This is a genomic window from Mesorhizobium sp. M6A.T.Cr.TU.014.01.1.1, from assembly GCF_004022765.1.
Classification (GTDB): Bacteria; Pseudomonadota; Alphaproteobacteria; order Rhizobiales; family Rhizobiaceae; genus Mesorhizobium; species Mesorhizobium mediterraneum.
Map to the genome: position 1 here is coordinate 29769 of NZ_RZPG01000018.1, position 14393 is coordinate 44161.

Annotated in this window: 15 protein-coding genes; 3 read left to right on the forward strand and 12 right to left on the reverse strand. The window is 61.7% G+C overall.

The features are described from left to right. Positions 1–91: 91 nt before the first annotated feature. Genes EN885_RS20425 through EN885_RS20445 form a run of 5 tightly spaced genes read right to left on the reverse strand, consistent with a single transcriptional unit; the run spans position 92 to position 4699 of the window. Positions 92–1096 carry a branched-chain amino acid ABC transporter permease gene (locus EN885_RS20425; protein WP_128242713.1) on the reverse strand — a complete coding sequence of 335 codons (1005 nt, stop codon included), beginning with the start codon at positions 1094–1096 and terminating at the stop codon, positions 92–94. Further along, positions 1093–1968: a branched-chain amino acid ABC transporter permease gene (locus EN885_RS20430; protein WP_095485428.1), complete on the reverse strand. Its 876-nt coding sequence runs from the start codon at positions 1966–1968 to the stop codon at positions 1093–1095. Before EN885_RS20430 ends, EN885_RS20425 begins: the two co-directional genes overlap by 4 nt. A gap of 25 nt (positions 1969–1993) precedes the next feature. Next, positions 1994–2713: an ABC transporter ATP-binding protein gene (locus EN885_RS20435; RefSeq protein ID WP_128242712.1), complete on the reverse strand. Its 720-nt coding sequence runs from the start codon at positions 2711–2713 to the stop codon at positions 1994–1996. Beyond that, on the reverse strand, positions 2710–3447 hold the full coding sequence (locus EN885_RS20440; protein WP_128242711.1) for an ATP-binding cassette domain-containing protein: 738 nt from the start codon (positions 3445–3447) through the stop codon (positions 2710–2712). Before EN885_RS20440 ends, EN885_RS20435 begins: the two co-directional genes overlap by 4 nt. A 4-nt stretch (positions 3448–3451) precedes the next feature. Next, a complete protein-coding gene (locus EN885_RS20445; protein WP_128242710.1) occupies positions 3452–4699 on the reverse strand; it encodes an ABC transporter substrate-binding protein in 1248 nt (415 codons plus the stop codon). A 172-nt stretch (positions 4700–4871) separates the two neighbouring features. Between EN885_RS20445 and EN885_RS20450 the strand changes: the two genes are divergently transcribed. Then, positions 4872–5696, forward strand: coding sequence for an alpha/beta hydrolase (locus tag EN885_RS20450; RefSeq protein ID WP_128242709.1), 825 nt, complete (start codon positions 4872–4874; stop codon positions 5694–5696). A 100-nt stretch (positions 5697–5796) separates the two neighbouring features. Here the strand turns inward: EN885_RS20450 and EN885_RS20455 are convergent, their stop codons facing one another. After that, a complete protein-coding gene (locus EN885_RS20455; protein WP_128242708.1) occupies positions 5797–6093 on the reverse strand; it encodes a DUF982 domain-containing protein in 297 nt (98 codons plus the stop codon). Between the two features lie 281 nt (positions 6094–6374). Here EN885_RS20455 and map point away from each other — a divergent pair, with 281 nt between their 5' ends. Next, entirely contained in the window at positions 6375–7202 is an 828-nt protein-coding gene (gene map / locus EN885_RS20460; protein WP_128242707.1) for a type I methionyl aminopeptidase, read from the forward strand. A gap of 52 nt (positions 7203–7254) precedes the next feature. Then, entirely contained in the window at positions 7255–8010 is a 756-nt protein-coding gene (radC, locus tag EN885_RS20465) for a DNA repair protein RadC (protein WP_128242706.1), read from the forward strand. A 255-nt stretch (positions 8011–8265) separates the two neighbouring features. On the opposite strand, the gene EN885_RS20470 is transcribed toward radC, so the two are convergent. The 6 genes from EN885_RS20470 to EN885_RS20495 all read right to left on the reverse strand — a co-directional run bounded on the left by EN885_RS20470 (position 8266) and on the right by EN885_RS20495 (position 14310). Continuing rightward, positions 8266–8745 carry a nuclear transport factor 2 family protein gene (locus tag EN885_RS20470; protein ID WP_128242705.1) on the reverse strand — a complete coding sequence of 160 codons (480 nt, stop codon included), beginning with the start codon at positions 8743–8745 and terminating at the stop codon, positions 8266–8268. A 30-nt stretch (positions 8746–8775) separates the two neighbouring features. After that, positions 8776–10005, reverse strand: a complete 1230-nt coding sequence (locus EN885_RS20475; protein WP_128242704.1) for a PQQ-dependent sugar dehydrogenase — start codon at positions 10003–10005, stop codon at positions 8776–8778. 47 nt (positions 10006–10052) lie between these two features. Beyond that, a complete protein-coding gene (locus tag EN885_RS20480) occupies positions 10053–10487 on the reverse strand; it encodes a DoxX family protein (RefSeq protein WP_127204883.1) in 435 nt (144 codons plus the stop codon). Between the two features lie 68 nt (positions 10488–10555). After that, the gene (locus tag EN885_RS20485) at positions 10556–12670 is read right to left on the reverse strand and encodes a xanthine dehydrogenase family protein molybdopterin-binding subunit (protein WP_128242703.1); all 2115 of its coding nucleotides are present in this window, start codon (positions 12668–12670) and stop codon (positions 10556–10558) included. After that, positions 12670–13686 (reverse strand): xanthine dehydrogenase family protein subunit M, encoded by a 1017-nt coding sequence (locus EN885_RS20490; RefSeq protein WP_128242702.1) that lies wholly within the window; start codon positions 13684–13686, stop codon positions 12670–12672. Before EN885_RS20490 ends, EN885_RS20485 begins: the two co-directional genes overlap by 1 nt. Before the next feature lie 3 nt (positions 13687–13689). After that, entirely contained in the window at positions 13690–14310 is a 621-nt protein-coding gene (locus EN885_RS20495; protein ID WP_128242701.1) for a (2Fe-2S)-binding protein, read from the reverse strand. Between the last annotated feature and the right edge of the window lie 83 nt (positions 14311–14393).

The window sequence follows — 14393 nt, forward strand, 5'->3', positions numbered from 1 at the left end:
GGTTCCGAGAACCGGAGCGCAGCGTACTTTTGGGTACGTGAGCACCGGAAGCGCAGGAAGCCGCCATTTGCAGGCCGGCCTCACCTGAATATCAGCGCATCTTGATGCGGTCGGCCACCACCGTCCATGCGGCGCGGATCATGCCGACCAGGCCGCTTGGGTAGACCAGCATGATGACGATGATGAGCAGCGCCGAGATCATCAGCCGCCATGCGCCGAAATCGGCCATCGCCTCGGAAAAGACGGTGAGCACGAAGGACGCGATGATCGCTCCGTAGATCGTGCTCGTTCCGCCGAGCAGCACCATCGACAGGATGATGGTCGCCAGGCTCATGCCGAACACGTCGATCGACGCATTGCGCTGGTAGGCGGCATAGAAGGCCCCGGCAATTCCGGTGAAGAAGGCGCTTGCCGCCAGCGTCACCATGCGCTGCCGGACCAGCGAGACGCCGCGGCTGATGGCGTATTCCTCATTGTCGCGCAGCGCCACGATGCTGGCGCCGGCGCGAGAGCGCACGAACAGCCGCAAAAACAGCGTGCTGAGCACCAGAAGTGTCAGCGCAATGTAGAAATAGCCGATCTTGCCGTCGCGGATCATGTTGTGGTCGAAAAGATAGAGGCCGGGCACCCGCACCAGACCTTGCGTGCCGCCCGTCAGGTCCGACTGACTGATGATGACCTGCATGACGAGCTGTGCGAAGCCGAAGGTGACCAGGATGATATAGATGCCCTTGAGCCGCAGGATCGGAATGGTCACCAGCACGGCCGCCACGGTGGCGATCACGCCGCTCGCCACAAGCGCGATCCACGGATCGATGCCGGCCTGCTTGGCGAGCAGGCTGTAGGCATAGACGCCGATGCCAAACAATGCCAGGTGGCCGAAATTGAAGACGCCGCCATAGCCGAGGCTGAGGTCCCAGTTCGAGGCGACGATGGCGTAGATGAAGATCATGATCAGCACATGCCGGCTGTAGCTGTCGCCGAAGACGAGCGGCAACAGGGCAAGCAGCAGGAACCCCGCCACGAAGCCGATCGCCTCGCGGTTCCAGGTCACACGGCCGGGAGCAGACGGGATGGCGATGTCGAGGAGCGTCATGCGAGCCCCCTGGAACGGCTGGCGAAAATACCCTCCGGGCGCACCATGAGCGTCGCGATGAGCACGAGGAAAAGCAGTGCCGGCGTCCAGTAGAGGCCGAAATAGTAGTTGCTCGCCGCCTCGAAGAATCCGATCAGGTAGGCAGCGAAGATCGGTCCTGAAATGCTTGAAATACCGCCGAAAACCACCACGATCAGCGCCTTGAGCAGCGGGTCGGCACCCATCGACGGGTTCATGAAGCGGTAGCCGCCCATGAAGATCCCGGCCAGCCCGGCCAGCGAAGCGGCGATGGCGAAGGCAAGGCCGTAAAGCGCCGTGACGTTGAGGCCGACGAGCTGGCTCGCATCCTCGTTCTGCGCGACCGCCCTGAGCGCTAGGCCGAGCCGGGTGCGGTTGAGGAACGACCACAGCGCCGCAAGGATCAGCGGCGTGATGACAATGATCGCGATCTGGTGCAGCGACACACCGACACCGGCGATGGTGGTGTTGCCCTCGATCAGGCTCGGAAGCTGCTTGGAGCGCGGACCCCAGACCGTCAGTGCGCCGTTCTCCATCAGCGAGCCGGCGGCCAGTGTGGTGATGACGACGACCAGCACGATGTTGGGACGGCCGATCAGCGGCCGCACCACCGAGGCCTGCAGGATCCAGCCGGCGCCAGCCATGACGATGACGGCGAGCGGGAAGGCGATCACCACCGGCAGGCCGAAGGCGACGAGCTGCCAGGCAAAATAGGCGCCCAGCATCATGAACACGCCATGGCTGAAGTTGAACACACCGATCGTCGTCCAGACGAGGGCCAGCCCGACCGCCATCATCGCGTAGAGCGAGCCCTGGAACAGGCCGCCAAAGAAGATATCCGAAAACATGCTCATGCCCGAACCCTGTCCGATCCTGCCTTCAATGCCCGAAATACATCGCCATGATTTCGCTGTGCTCGATGCTCTCGCCCGGCCGGATCTCGGTCTTGACCGCTCCGTGATCGACGAGGAAGAGCTGCCGGCTGAGTTCGAGCAGGAACTCGATGTCCTGCTCCACGACGACGAGCGGCACGCCGCCCTTCGAGATATCCATGACGGCGGTGCAGAGCTCGTCCTTGATCTTCGGCGCCAGTCCAAGCGTCGGCTCGTCGAGGATCAGCAGACGCGGATGGCTCATCAGCGCCGTGCCGATCGACACCATCTGGCGCTCGCCGCCGGAAAGCGTGCGCACCCTTTGCCGCCACCGTTCGGCGAGCTTCGGGAACAGCTTCACCACCTTTTCGCGGTTCTCGGCCTCGTGCGGCCGTGCGCGCGGCGAATAGGCGCCAAGCGCCATGCAGTCGCCGATCGTCAGATCCGGGAACAGCTTGTTGCCCTGCGGCACGTGGATGAGACCGGTGCCGACGATGGCGCGCGCGCTCAAGCCAGTGATGTCCTTGCCATCGAAGACGACGCGGCCGCGTTTCGGCGCGACCAGGCCGGAAATGGTCCTGAGCAGCGTCGTCTTGCCGTGACCGTTCGGCCCGAACAGACCGACATTACCGAACCGGCCAGCCTCGAGCGTGATCTCATGCAGAACGGTCACACGGCCATAGCCGGCGGTCACCGCCTCGACACTCAAGATCGGACTTTCGCTCACGCCGCCGATCTCCTTGTGCCGAGATAGGCCTCTACCACGCGATGGTCGGCGATCACGCTCTTGGGGTCGCCCGCGGCAAGCACACGGCCCTGGTTCAGCACGAGCAGATGTTGCGACAGGCTCATCAGGAAGGTCAGCACATGCTCGATCAGCACCACGGTGATGCCGCGCGCGGCGGTGCGCCTGATCAAACCGATCGACGTCTCGATCTCCGGCTTGGTCAGGCTCGATGCCGGCTCGTCGAGCAAAAGCATGCGTGGTTCCGTGGCGATTGCCGTTGCGAGCATCAGGCACTTGCGGTCGAACACCGACAATTCGCCGGCGAGCCGTCCGAACGTGGCCGACGAAAGGCCGACGAACTCCAGCGCCTCGGCGGCGCGGGTTCGCGCCTCGGCCGCCCCTCGCCCGGGCTTGCCATAGCTCGCGCCGATCAGCGCATTCTCGAAGACGGTCAGCCCGTCGAAGCTGGTCTCGCGCTGGAAGGTCCTGAGAAGGCCGAGCTGTGCAATGGCATTGCCTGTCTTGCCCTGGATCTCCATGCCGTCGAACCGTATCCGGCCCTTGTCGGGACCGAACGGGATCCCAGTGATGACGTTGAACAGCGTGCTCTTGCCACTGCCGTTCGGCCCGGCGACGCCGAAGATTTCTCCGGCCTGGACGGCGAATGAAACATCATCGACCGCCTTGAGCGAGCCGAACGCCTTCGATACGCCCTCGACTTCAAGCAGCGGCATGCCGCTATTTCATCCAGGGCTGCGGCTGGAACTCGCCGGTCGCGTATTTGGCGGGCGAGATCAGGGCGCGCTTGCCGTCCCAGATCTGGAAGAAGGTAATCGGGATGTAGTCGTCGCCCTGCATGGCAAGATGCGTCGCCGGATCGAATTTCAGGCGGCCCTCGGCGACCTGCTTGTCGGTCTCGGACAGCGCCTTCATGATCGCGGCATGGTCGCTCGGGTCGCCGGCCTTTTTCAGCGCGTCGAAATAGACATTGACCATCTCGTAGAGACCGACGCCGTATGTGCCGCTCTCGACGCCGTATTTGGCCTTGAACTTGCCGGCCACTTCGTCGGCACGCGGGTTCTTAGGCGTGGTCAGCGCACCGCCAAGAAGGTTATAGATCACGCCGTTCGACTTTTCCTTCGTCAGCTCGACGAATTCCGGAACGCTCGGCGCATATTGCAGGAACACCAGACTCTTGGTCGGCTGCTCCAGGAACTGGTTGAGGAACGAGGCCGAATTGCCGGGCAGATAGTCGGTGTTGATGACCACGTCCGGCACGTCCTCGCGCACCTTGGCCAGGATCGAACGCCAATCGGTCACCTCGCCGAAGGGCACGAGCTCATCGACGGTGATGGTCCAGCCCTTCTCCTTGAAGGTCTTCTTCATGCCTTCGGAGATGGTCTTCGAATAGGCATTGTCGGACGAGATGATGGCGACCTTCTTGGTCGGCAGCGTGATCTTGCCTTCGGCCGCCAGCTTCTCGACAAAAACCGTGACGTCGGTGTTGTAGGCGTCGAAGGACGGGGTCAGCGACCAGCAGCAGGCATATTTCTCCGGATCGGGCGCGATGATGTCCTTGGTCTGCTGCGATGTGGCCGCAAGCATGTAAGGCATCTCCGCCTCGGCCATGTTGTCGATCTCGAAATTGGTCAGGCTGGCATAGCCGGTCAGCATGAAATGCACATCCTGGTCGCCGAGCAGGCGCTCGACCGCGCTGGTGACGTTCGCCGCCGACTGGTCCTTCACATCACCCACGACCAGTTCGAACGTATGGCCGCCGACGCCACCCGCGCTGTTTGCCTCGTCGATCGCCATCTGCGCGCCACGCTGGAATTCCTGGCCGTCGGCCGCCGCCGGGCCGGTCAGCGGCGCCAGCAGGCCGATCTTGACGACATCGGCGAATGCCGGTGCTGTGGCGAGCATCACGCCGAGCGACGTTCCGATCAGCATATGCCTGAAATGGCGTTTCATCGACTTGGTCATCATTGATCCTGTTCCCCTGTTATTATCGTGACGATGGTTGGATGATTGACAAATTATGCACAGGCGGGTCAATTTGAAAAGATATTTTCATGCGTAGGCGGACAAATTTGCCTGCTAAGCAGTTCGCGGAACTGCAGCGGCCAAGCGAATCGAGACAGGGCGAATGGAGACAGGGATGGCGACCACGATAAAGACGATCGAAACCAGTCACGGCATGCTAGCCGTGCGCGAAAGCGCCGGCACCGGCATGCCGGTGCTGATGATCCACGGCAATTCGTCGTCGGGCGCCGTCTTCCGCAATCAGTTCGACGGCAGGATCGGCGCAACCTACCATCTGATCGCGGTCGATCTTCCCGGTCATGGCGAGTCCTGCGACGCGGTCGATCCGGATCGCAGCTACTCAATGCCGGGTTACGCCGACGCCATGACCGAGGTGATGAACGGGCTTGGCGTCGAAAAAGCAGCGGTCTTCGGCTGGTCGCTGGGCGGTCATATCGGGTTGGAGATGATCGACCGCTATCCCGGCATGCTCGGTCTGATGATCACCGGCACGCCGCCGGTCGCCGGCGCCGATCTCGACAATGGCTTCAAGCCCAGCCCGCATATGGGCCTGGCCGGCAAGGAGACCCTCACCGAAGAAGATATCGACGCTTATGCGCATTCAACCTGCGGCGAGCCCTATGACCAGCTGCTCCGCAATGCCGTCGCGCGCACCGATGGCCGCGCGCGCAGACTGATGCTCGGCAAATTCGCGGCTGGCGAAGGCAAGGACCAGAGCGCGATCGTCGCCGGCAAGACACCGCCGATCGCGGTCCTCAATGGCGCCGACGAACCGTTCGTCAACACCGACTTCGTCGATACGATTGCCTTCTCCAACCTCTGGGAAGGCAAGAAACACCTGATCAGCAATTCCGGCCACGCGCCGTTCTGGGATTCGCCGGACCGGTTCGACCCGATCTTCGAACGGTTCCTCAAGAACCTGGAGCCCAGCTGGCGCTAATGCATGTCGCGCAAAAATGCGCAGCGGTTTTGCGATAACGACATGCATAAAAACAAGAGCTTAAAGCGCGTCGCATGAGCCCGTTCGAACGCGACGCGCTTTAAGCCCTCAGCCCCCTCGCCTCGCCAGAACGCTTGCCCGGAACCATCATATCCCTGGCCAGGAGGCGGCTCACCCGGCAGAACGTCATGAACGCCCGGCAAGCCTCCTCGGTGTCGACGAGGTCGACCGTGGCGCCGAAGCAGGCATTGAACGCAGCCTGATAGACCGGGCCCTGCCGGCGAACCGGCCAGCCTTGCAGGAAATCCAGCGCCTGTTCGACGCTGTATATTTCCTCGACCGGCAGGCCAGGCGCGGTCGTGATGCGCACCGGCACCTCGAATTGCAATCTGTCCATTCGTGTCTCTCCCGAGCAGCGTTCCCGCAGCAACGCCGCTCGTTGCAAAAAGGTTGCCTTGACCGGCTTCTTGCTCGGGCCACGCTTCTTGCTCAGAAATATGTCGTCAGTGCGGACGAACACCCTGGACAGGCACAAGGTGAAGCCGCAACGCATGAATTTCGCCGGCTTGTGCCCGTCGTCGGCAGTTCGTCCTTGAACCTGGCGCCGTCCGGTGCCAAATCTGAGAGACTTTTCTCACAGGCTCATTAGAAGCCCTTTCTTCCGGCAAGACGGACACAATGGTCACCTATCTCGACGCCGCCACGGCACCGCTCAGAAACACCGGCCAGATCCGCCTCTATGGCGAAGAAGGCTTTGCCGGCATGCGCAAGGCCTGCGACCTCACCGCGCGCTGCCTCGACGAGCTGGTGTCGATCGTCGCGCCGGGCATCACCACCGAAACCATCGACCGCTTCGTCTTCGAGTTCGGCATGGATCACGGCGCATTGCCGGCGACGCTCAACTATCGCGGCTACACGAAGTCGTCCTGCACCTCGATCAACCACGTCGTCTGCCATGGCATTCCCGACAACAAGCCGTTGAAGGACGGCGACATCGTCAACATCGATGTCACCTACATCCTCGACGGCTGGCATGGCGATTCCTCGCGCATGTATCCGGTGGGCACGATCAAGCGCGCCGCCGAGCGCCTGCTCGAGGTCACGCATGAATGCCTGATGCGCGGCATCACCGCGATCAAGCCCGGCGCCCGCACCGGCGCCATCGGCGCCGCCATCCAAACCTATGCCGAAGGCGAGCGCTGCTCGGTGGTGCGCGATTTCTGCGGCCACGGCGTCGGCCAGCTCTTTCACGATGCCCCGAACATCCTGCACTATGGCAACGCCAGCGAGGGCGTCGAGATGCGGCCGGGCATGATCTTCACCGTCGAACCAATGATCAATCTCGGCCGGCCGCACGTAAAAGTGCTGTCGGACGGCTGGACGGCGGTGACGCGCGACCGCTCGCTGTCGGCGCAGTACGAGCACACGATCGGCGTCACCGAGACCGGATGCGAGATCTTCACGCTGTCGCCAAAAAACCTCGACCGCCCGGGCTTGCCAGCATAGTGTCAAGTCGGGCGGGGCATCTGCCCGGCAAAAATGCTGGATACGGGCGGCTATGGGGAAAACCAGCGACGACGACGAGCGGGGTTTCTTTCCCGAGAGACCGACAAAATCGCTCGCGAAAGCCAGGTCGGTCGAAAAGCCGCATTATCTCGGTCATCGCGACCGCTTGCGCCAACGGTTCGCGGCCGCGGGTTCCGACGCCCTCCCCGACTACGAATTGCTGGAACTCCTGCTCTTTCGCCTGATCCCCCGCGCCGACACCAAGCCCGTCGCCAAGGCGCTGCTGGCGCGCTTCGGCACGCTGGCCGAGGTGCTTGGCGCGCCTGTCGCGCGACTTGAGGAGGTCGGGGGCATCGGCCCGGCGGTGGCACTCGACCTAAAGGTCGTTGCCGCGACCGCCCAACGCGCGGCACGTAGCGAGATCAAAGGCCGCGAGGTCTTGTCGTCCTGGACGCAGGTTCTCGGATACTGCCGGTCAGTCATGGCCTTCGAGGAGCGCGAGCAGTTCCGAATCCTGTTTCTCGACAAGAAGAACGCGCTGATCGCCGACGAGGTGCAGCAGGTCGGCACCGTCGACCACACGCCGGTCTATCCGCGTGAAGTGGTCAAACGCGCGCTCGAACTCTCCGCCACGGCAATCATTCTGGCGCATAATCATCCGTCAGGCGACCCGACGCCGTCGCGCGCCGACATCGAGATGACCAAGCTGGTCATCGAGACGGCCAAACCGCTCGGCATCGCCGTTCATGATCACATCATCATCGGCAAGAAGGGTCATGCCAGCATGAAGGGCCTGCTGCTGATCTGACACCCGATTTGAAATATGCATCGGCTTCTCGTCGGAAGCGTCCGGCGCTGGCTTCACCATGTTCGCGCCTGCCATGATGGCGAACCAGCGGAAGAGCTCGCCAGCCCGCGACTCGACAGCTCGACAGCTCGACCTAGGCGGCGCCCGATAACCTCGGCAATCCGCTTGAAGAGAACGCTTCCATCAGAAACCGACCGCCGACGCGCCATAGCTGCACGCTTCCCGCCAGCCATCTTGAATCGGAAGACATTTCGATCAATCGGCCCTGCCGATTTCGGTCGCTTGATGCGCCACATTCCTCCATTGCCCATTTTCATGAACGTATACGCGAAGGTGCCGGGCTCTCTTCACTACGGAAGATCCCCCGCTTGTTCTGTACGCATTGTGATAACGTCCAACGACAACGGCGACATTGCAGTAGATCATCGCTTTGTTTTCGTCGATGACGAAGGTGGAAAACAGCGCGCGTTCACCCCTACGGCCTGCGATGAATTGCGATTTGTTGCGAGCGCCACCAGAGCTTTCGACATGAGAATAGTCGTCGGCAGTGATCTCTTCCAGAAACTCCACGTCGTTGCGAAGCAATGCGTCGATGCGCATGGAATCTAGCTCGAGGACTTCCCTCTCGGCTACCTCGCTGTTCACGCATTGCTGACTCACCGGCTGGGCGAGTGCGAGCGATATTGGCAGGGATAGCGAAGCGATGGCCGCTAAGGAAAGAAGGTTCCGAGCCAATTGACATCTCCCTCTTATGTTTGCCGAGGTTCATGGGACTGTTGCGGGAACTCCACCCCGGCCACCGGCAGCCGAAACGCGTGAGCATTCGGACGCGGCCACGCGCCCGAGCGAGACCGAAAGAACCTGCCCACCGGGGTCGCCACGTCGCCCGTTCGTCAGGAACCACAGGTTGCCGTCGCTTCCCTCGAATACATGACGAACACGCCCAAACTCGCCGGCGTAGTGGGCCGTTGCTTCGGGATTGCCCGCGGCGTCGATTGTCACCGACCACAGCCGCTGCCCTGTCAGACCTGCAACGAAGAAGGTGCCGTCAACGTAGGCGAGCCCGCTTGGACCCATTTCCTGCGTATGCCACTGCATGACAGGGTCTATGTAAGCAGGGTTGCCTCCCCTGCCTTCGATGACCGGCCACCCGTAATTTCCTCCCGGCTCAACGCGGTTGAGTTCGTCCCATCCATCATCCCCAAAATCGGTCGCCCACAGCTGTCCCCTGTGATCCCACGCCAGTCCTTGAGAATTGCGGTGTCCAAGGGAGTAGACGAGAGAGCCTCTCACAGGGTTATCCGTTGGGACGCCGCCGGTAGGCGTCATGCGGAGGATCTTGCCAGCAAGTGAGTTTGGATCCTGCGAGAGATTGGGATTTCTCGTCTCGCCCACCGTGGCATAGAGCATCCCGTCAGGACCAAACTCGATGCGCCCGCCGTTGTGACCGCGCCCTCCTGGCAATCCGTCAAGGACGGGTTGCACTTCACCGAGCGCGCCTTCGCTGTACGCCATCCGCACGATGCGATTGCCCGAGGTCGTGCTGTGGTAAGCGTAGAGCCAGACGTTCGTGCCCTCTGTGAGCACCGCAAGTCCAAGCATCCCGCCATCGCCTCGGGCTACGACGTCAGGCACGGTGCCGACCGACCGTAGCGTTTCGCCAAGCCGAAACGCCACGATCTCCCCAGTACCACGCTGACTGACGAGCACCTCGCTGCCGACGCGCACGGCGGACCAGGGTATATTGAGCCCCGAAGCAATCTCGACGGGGGTGGCCGCGGGCATTACGCACGATGTCGGCGAGCCCACTGAGCGAGACGACTGGGCGTGAACACCGGAGGAGATCAGCAGCGATATGGAGCCGAGCATGGTGAATGCGAGAGCGATCATCGAGGCCCGAACCACTGCGATTTCTACACCGCGCCCGTCCGTTCCCGGCACCTCATCGAGGATGTGGCCAGCACTGGCTCTTCGATCGAAATCTCGACTCTCCATAGACGCTCTCCATTGAATGGCTGTAGGCCGACCGCGCGCCAATCACATCACGTCGCCGTCTCCAGGCGGGACGAAGTTGTTCCAGCCTTGCGCTCCCGGAGCGCATCCAAGCTCCAGACACCCGGCCCGGCGGCGGAAATGTAGAGAAACAGGAAGCAATACAGCATCGCTGCTTCGCCGTGATTGAGTACCGGGAAGAAACCATTCGAGCTGTGCGCGATGAAGTATGCGAAGGCCATGGATCCCGAAAGCAGGAAGGCAACCGGGCGGGCGAAGAGGCCAAATACCAATAGAAGGCCGCCAACCACTTCGAGAACTCCGGCCGCGGACAGCAACGGGTTGAGAGGATATTCAAAGGGTGCAGGCCAGCTGAAAAGCTTCATGGTGCCATGGGTGAAGAATGATCCTGCTGCAAAAATGCGCAAGACACTCAGAATATGAGGTGCAAAGTTTCGGATGTAGGGTATCTGCAAAGCGGGCATATTTGCCTCCAAGGTAACTAGACGGATTGCAAGTTGGGTTAAAACAAGTGCTCGACGGCTCTCCTTCGTCAGAGCACGTCGTTTATGCGTATCGGCAGTTTTCGTAAGCGTTTGCCTGTTGCGTGATAGATGGCATTAGCGATCGCAGGCGCTGTTCCGAGCATCACCAACTCGCCCATTCCTTTCACACCGACCGAGTTGATCCTGGGATCAGGCTTATCTATCAGCCCGACATCCACCTCACCGATATCGGCGTTCACCGCCATCACGTAGTCGGCGAGATCGTCATTGAGGTAACCGGCAAAGCGCGGATCGACTTCCGACTCTTCCCGAAGCGCTGTGCTGAACCCCCAGACGACACCGCCGTACATCTGGCCCTTCGCGGTCCTCGGGCTTACGACCCGCCCCACGTCCGCGATGCTGACCGCGCGCGGCATGCGGATCCGCCGGGTCGTCGCGTCGATGTGAATCTCCACGAACTGCGCGATATAGCTCATGGACGTGAAGCCGGGGTAATCGGGCCCTGCGCCTGCACGGCCGCCGGTGCGGTAGGCCTCGATGGCCGACGCGTCTTGACCTGGCGCCAGCTCTGAAACCTTGACCTCGATATAGGGGCGCTTCAGGCGCGCGAGCTGTTGGTGCAAATTGCCGGCTGGCGGATTGGCCCCGGCGAGTTCGGCAAACCTGGCGCGTAGAGCCTCCACCGCCTTTGCGGCCGTTGGGACACAGCTGGCCGTCCCGCGCTCGCCGACCGTGGCGAGCTGTGGGCCCAACGTAGTGTCGCCGAGCAGGACTTCCAGACGATCGGGGTTGATGTCGAGACCCTGGATGATGACATTAGCGATCGCAGTCAGTATTCCTTGGCCCATCTCATGTCCGGAGCTGATCATGCGTGTTGTGCCATCGGCCCTGACCCTGAGGGTTGCCTCGCTCGCAGACATCGACGCACCGAAGATGCCGCACGCCACTCCAAGGCCGACCAACGTCCCGTCGGCCAGTCGCATAGATCCCGGTTCAGGAAGACGCCTGCTCCAGCCGAAGCGGCTGGCCCCCTCTCTCAGGCAGTCGTTCAGAAAGTGCGGCGATAGAGGTTGGCCAGCGATGATGTCGTTCTTAGCCTCGTGTTCAAGACGAAGCTCAACGGGGTCCTTGCCAAGCTTGTAGGCCATCTCATCGATCACGCTTTCCAATGCAAAGCCGGCAGGAAAGGGATGCGTGCCCCTTGTGTGGCGCGGCATCTGACGGTCGATGTGGATGTCACCTGCAGTCGCCCGAAAGTTCTCGATCGCATACAAGCGGGCGATATCTTCATGGTAGCCGGTCGAGCGAAAGCCGCCGTCCGGAATGTTTTCTTGCACCACGTCGTAAATGATGGCCTGCAGACGCCCTTCCGCGCTGGCAGCAAGACGGATGGTGTGGACACTGCGCGGCCGATAGTTGGCTATATGGAAGAGTTGCCCGCGAGGCGTCACCAGCTTTACCGGGCGCCGTATCAACCGTGCCGCGTGTGCGACCAGGAACGTCTGCATTTTTGGAGGAGATTTTTGCCCGAACCCACCGCCGACTTGTTCTGATTTCACGGCGATCTGATCGGGTGAAAGCTCGAATGCTTTCATTAGCGCCGCCTTGACGGCGTCAAGATTTTGACATCCCTCGTATACCGTCAGTCGTCCATCAGTCCATTCCGCAACGGTGCCAAACAACTCCATGGCATTGTGATGCTGGGTTGGCGTCTCGAAGATGCCCTCGACGATTGTCGCTGCGTTTTGGAATGCCCGATCGACGTCGCCTGCGTTGAATCCCTCGGCATCTACGCGTTGCGCACCAGGGCTTGTCATCAACGGAATATAGGGCGCCGTCTCGTAAACCGCCGTCACCGCTTCGGCGCCTTCGATCGCCGCTTCGACGGTCTCGGCAACTACCAGCGCAATGGGCTGGCCCCGATACGATATCTCTGCACGAAGTGCCGGGAAATCTCCTATGCCCAGCACTTGGACAACACCGGGCGTTTCCATGGCAGGCGCTACATCGAGGGCACTTACCTTGCCTTTCGCAATAGTCGCAGGCACCAGCATGGCATATAGCATTCCGGGCTTCTTAACGTCGGCACCGTACTGCGCCCGGCCGAGAACTTTGTCTCTCGCATCGACACGTGCAATTTCCGGGAAGGCTTGCGTAGGCATTACGCCCTCCTTTCAGCGGCGATGATCAGCGCATCGGCGATAACTCTCGCGCCGAGTTCGATCTTGAATGCATTGTGCTGACCGCCTCGGGCGTCGGCGAAAGCCGCCCTTCCGGCCCGAAGAGCAAGTTCAGGTGTGAGTGGTGAACCAGCAACAATCGCTTCGGCGGCGCGGGATCGCCAAGGTGTGGTCGCGACACCGCCGAGCGCAATGCGGGCGGTGCGGACGGTGGCGCCATCCATCTCGAGTGCCACCGCAGCGGAGGCCAATGCGAAGGCATAACTCTCGCGGTCGCGGATTTTATGATAGGTCGATGCACGGCCGGCAGGCGTTTTCCGGACGGTGATCGCCGTCACCAGTTCGCCCGGATGAAGATTGAACTCGCGGTGGGGCGTATCACCTGGGAGACGGTAGAATTCAGCAATCGGAAGGTTACGCGGACCCTCAGGCCCGAGCATCTCGATCGTCGCGTCCATCGCCATCAGTGCGACCGGCCAGTCGCCAGGCGCCACCGCGGTGCAAGCCTCACTTGTGCCAAGAACGGCATGAGTGCGATCGAGCCCGCCGATGGCCGAGCAACCGGAGCCAGGCTCGCGCTTGTTGCAAGGATAAACGCCAACCATCGAGGTCGATCCCGCACCGTTGCGAAAGTACACGCAGCGGGTGCGTTGCAGAAGGTTGCCGCCCACCGTGGCCATGTTCCGCAACTGCTGTGACGCAGCCTTGAGCAGACTTTCAGAAAGCACGGGATACTGGTCGCGCACGACCGGCGTGTAGGCTACATCGGTCATCAGAGCGCGGCCACCGAAGCGCAGAATGTCGCCGTCTGTTTCGATCGCGTCCATGCCGTCGATTCGGCTGACGTCGATCAGATGAGCCGGGTGCTCAATCCCGAGCTTCATCAGGTCGTACAGGTTGGTGCCACCGGCGATATATCGCGCCGATCCTTGGGCCGCCGCAAAACGTGCCACGGCGGCTTCGGCAGAGGGGGCAACGGTGTAGCTCAATGCCCTCATCTTTCAGTCCTCCATGACCTTGGCTGCTTGCTGGATGGCCGCGAGAATCCCGACATAGGCGCCGCATCGACAGATGTTCCCACTCATGAACTCGCGGATTGCATCTGGACTGGTCGCATGCCCTCCAGTCACGCAGGCGACCGCGGACATGATCTGTCCCGGCGTGCAATACCCACATTGAAGCGCATCATTGTCTATGAAGGCCTGCTGCATTGGGTGAAGGTCCGCGCCTTCGGCGAGGCCCTCGATCGTGGTGACCTGCCGTCCATCGATCTTGGCCGCCAGCGTGAGACAGGACGAGACAGGCCGGCCATCCAGATGAACCGTGCAAGCCCCACACTGTCCGTGATCGCAGCCCTTCTTGGTCCCGGTCAGCTCTCGCCGCTCACGCAGCAAATCGAGGAGAGAAGCGCGGGCATCGATCTCAAGGACCACCGGCCGGCCGTTCACGTTCGCCGAGACTTGAACCGTTTGGCCGGTTTCGGCACGCGCGAACTGCTGTTGTGCTTGGGTTCGTTGCTCGAGTGGCAAGATGCTCGCAGCGGCAGCCCCAGCTCCGCTAGCGAGCACAACGCGACGCGTGACGCCGCAGGTTTGTGTAGTCTCGGACCGTTCGTCTTCCATTATCGGGCATCCCTCTTCGCGCTTCCAAGTTGGAGCCGTGATTGTGCTTGCGAACTTTGCGCCGAAGGTCGGACCATTGTGCG

Excerpts from the sequence above, each read along its gene's own strand:
- EN885_RS20425 (WP_128242713.1), bottom strand. The coding sequence starts at position 1,096 with ATGACGCTCCTCGACATCGCCATCCCGTCTGCTCCCGGCCGTGTGACC.
- EN885_RS20430 (WP_095485428.1), bottom strand. The coding sequence starts at position 1,968 with ATGAGCATGTTTTCGGATATCTTCTTTGGCGGCCTGTTCCAGGGCTCG.
- EN885_RS20440 (WP_128242711.1), bottom strand. The coding sequence starts at position 3,447 with ATGCCGCTGCTTGAAGTCGAGGGCGTATCGAAGGCGTTCGGCTCGCTC.
- EN885_RS20445 (WP_128242710.1), bottom strand. The coding sequence starts at position 4,699 with ATGATGACCAAGTCGATGAAACGCCATTTCAGGCATATGCTGATCGGA.
- EN885_RS20450 (WP_128242709.1), top strand. The coding sequence starts at position 4,872 with ATGGCGACCACGATAAAGACGATCGAAACCAGTCACGGCATGCTAGCC.
- EN885_RS20455 (WP_128242708.1), bottom strand. The coding sequence starts at position 6,093 with ATGGACAGATTGCAATTCGAGGTGCCGGTGCGCATCACGACCGCGCCT.
- map (WP_128242707.1), top strand. The coding sequence starts at position 6,375 with ATGGTCACCTATCTCGACGCCGCCACGGCACCGCTCAGAAACACCGGC.
- radC (WP_128242706.1), top strand. The coding sequence starts at position 7,255 with ATGGGGAAAACCAGCGACGACGACGAGCGGGGTTTCTTTCCCGAGAGA.
- EN885_RS20475 (WP_128242704.1), bottom strand. The coding sequence starts at position 10,005 with ATGGAGAGTCGAGATTTCGATCGAAGAGCCAGTGCTGGCCACATCCTC.
- EN885_RS20480 (WP_127204883.1), bottom strand. The coding sequence starts at position 10,487 with ATGCCCGCTTTGCAGATACCCTACATCCGAAACTTTGCACCTCATATT.
- EN885_RS20485 (WP_128242703.1), bottom strand. The coding sequence starts at position 12,670 with ATGCCTACGCAAGCCTTCCCGGAAATTGCACGTGTCGATGCGAGAGAC.
- EN885_RS20490 (WP_128242702.1), bottom strand. The coding sequence starts at position 13,686 with ATGAGGGCATTGAGCTACACCGTTGCCCCCTCTGCCGAAGCCGCCGTG.
- EN885_RS20495 (WP_128242701.1), bottom strand. The coding sequence starts at position 14,310 with ATGGAAGACGAACGGTCCGAGACTACACAAACCTGCGGCGTCACGCGT.